At 68.6% G+C, this 888-nt stretch carries 1 pseudogene; it reads right to left on the bottom strand.

The annotated features are described in order from the left end of the window. Positions 1-888 (bottom strand): annotated as a pseudogene (locus DSY14_RS27895) (RHS repeat protein); the annotation flags it as partial.

Genomic DNA, 888 nt, shown 5'->3' with positions numbered 1-888 from the left:
CGGGCCGGGCTCGGCCATCTGGGTCATGTTGCCGGCATCGTCGTAGCTGAAGGTGGTGCGGTTGCCGTTGCCGTCGTCCTGGGCCGAGACCGTGCCGTTGTTGTTGTAGAACAACCGGGCCACGGTGATGTCCTCGTCCTCGGACACCGCCCGGGTCAGGTTGCCCGCCTCGTCGTAGCGCATCGACATCTGGTCCCCGTCGGGGGTGGTGACGTCGGTGGGCTTGGCGGGGTTGGCGGCGTCGTTGTAGCCCACCGCCGTTTCGGCGCCGGTGGGAAGCTCGGTGCCGATGAGGTTGTTGGCGTCGTCGTAGTCGTAGGTCACCGAGGCTTCGAGGGCGTCGGTGGTGGTGGCCACGTCGGAGTTGGCGGTCCAGGTCTGGGAGCGGGTGTTGCCGACCTGGTCGGTGGCCTCGGTCTGACGTCCCTGGTCATCGAACTCGTGTGTGGACTCGCCCCCGCTGGGGTCGGTGACCGTGGTCTCGCCCTGGGAGTGGTCGAAGGAGTAGGTCGCCCCGTCCTGGCCGAAGGGCTCGGTGAAGCTGGTCAGCCGCCCCTGGGGGTCATAGGACAGCTCCCATACCCCTCCCTCGGCATCGGTGATCTGGGTCAGGTACCCGTCCTCGTAGCCGAAGTCGATGTCGTTCCCGGCCCGGTCGGTCAGGGCGAAGGGCTGACGGCTGTGGTCCTGGCCGTAGGTGAAGGCGACCGCTTCCTCACCGGTGGGATCGGTGACCTCGGTGGGCCGCCCCTGGTCGTCCCAGCCCAGGGTGGTGACCCGGCCCTGGGCGTCGGTGATGGCCGCCAGGTCGCCGCCGGTGGTGTAGCGCAGGTCGTTGGTGTTGCCGTTGCGGTCGGCGTGGGTGATGGCCCACCCGTTGGCGTTGAA

It is taken from the genome of Nocardiopsis sp. MG754419, from assembly GCF_018207095.1.
Taxonomy (GTDB): Bacteria; Actinomycetota; Actinomycetes; order Streptosporangiales; family Streptosporangiaceae; genus Nocardiopsis.
This window is presented reverse-complemented; position numbering and strand designations above follow the sequence as displayed.